Annotated in this window: 1 pseudogene; it reads right to left on the bottom strand. The window is 53.7% G+C overall.

Features of this window, described 5'->3' with window-relative positions:
* Positions 1 to 255: pseudogene (locus tag M8006_RS17975) on the bottom strand (IS1182 family transposase); the annotation flags it as partial.

The raw sequence follows: 255 nt of genomic DNA, 5'->3' as shown, positions 1-255 counted from the left end.
AGGTTGCTCTTCACTTCCTTGATCCGCTTCCCCCGGCCCATCCTTGGGCTGTGCGTCTTTAGGAAACGATCCACTTTGTTCATGGCATCATCTAACGAGAGGATCATCTTGGCTCGGCGGATATCCCCATCCAGATCGGCTTCCGTTTCGGCTTCATCACGCGCGTAGTGCTCCAGTAGGTGATGCCGAATCAGACCTCTCAATTTGTCGCGCTTCTCGCCCAACTCTTTGAACGTGCCAGACCACTCTTTTGAG

The sequence above is a fragment of the Halomonas llamarensis genome (genome assembly GCF_023555005.1).
Taxonomy (GTDB): domain Bacteria; phylum Pseudomonadota; class Gammaproteobacteria; order Pseudomonadales; family Halomonadaceae; genus Vreelandella; species Vreelandella llamarensis.
This window is presented reverse-complemented; position numbering and strand designations above follow the sequence as displayed.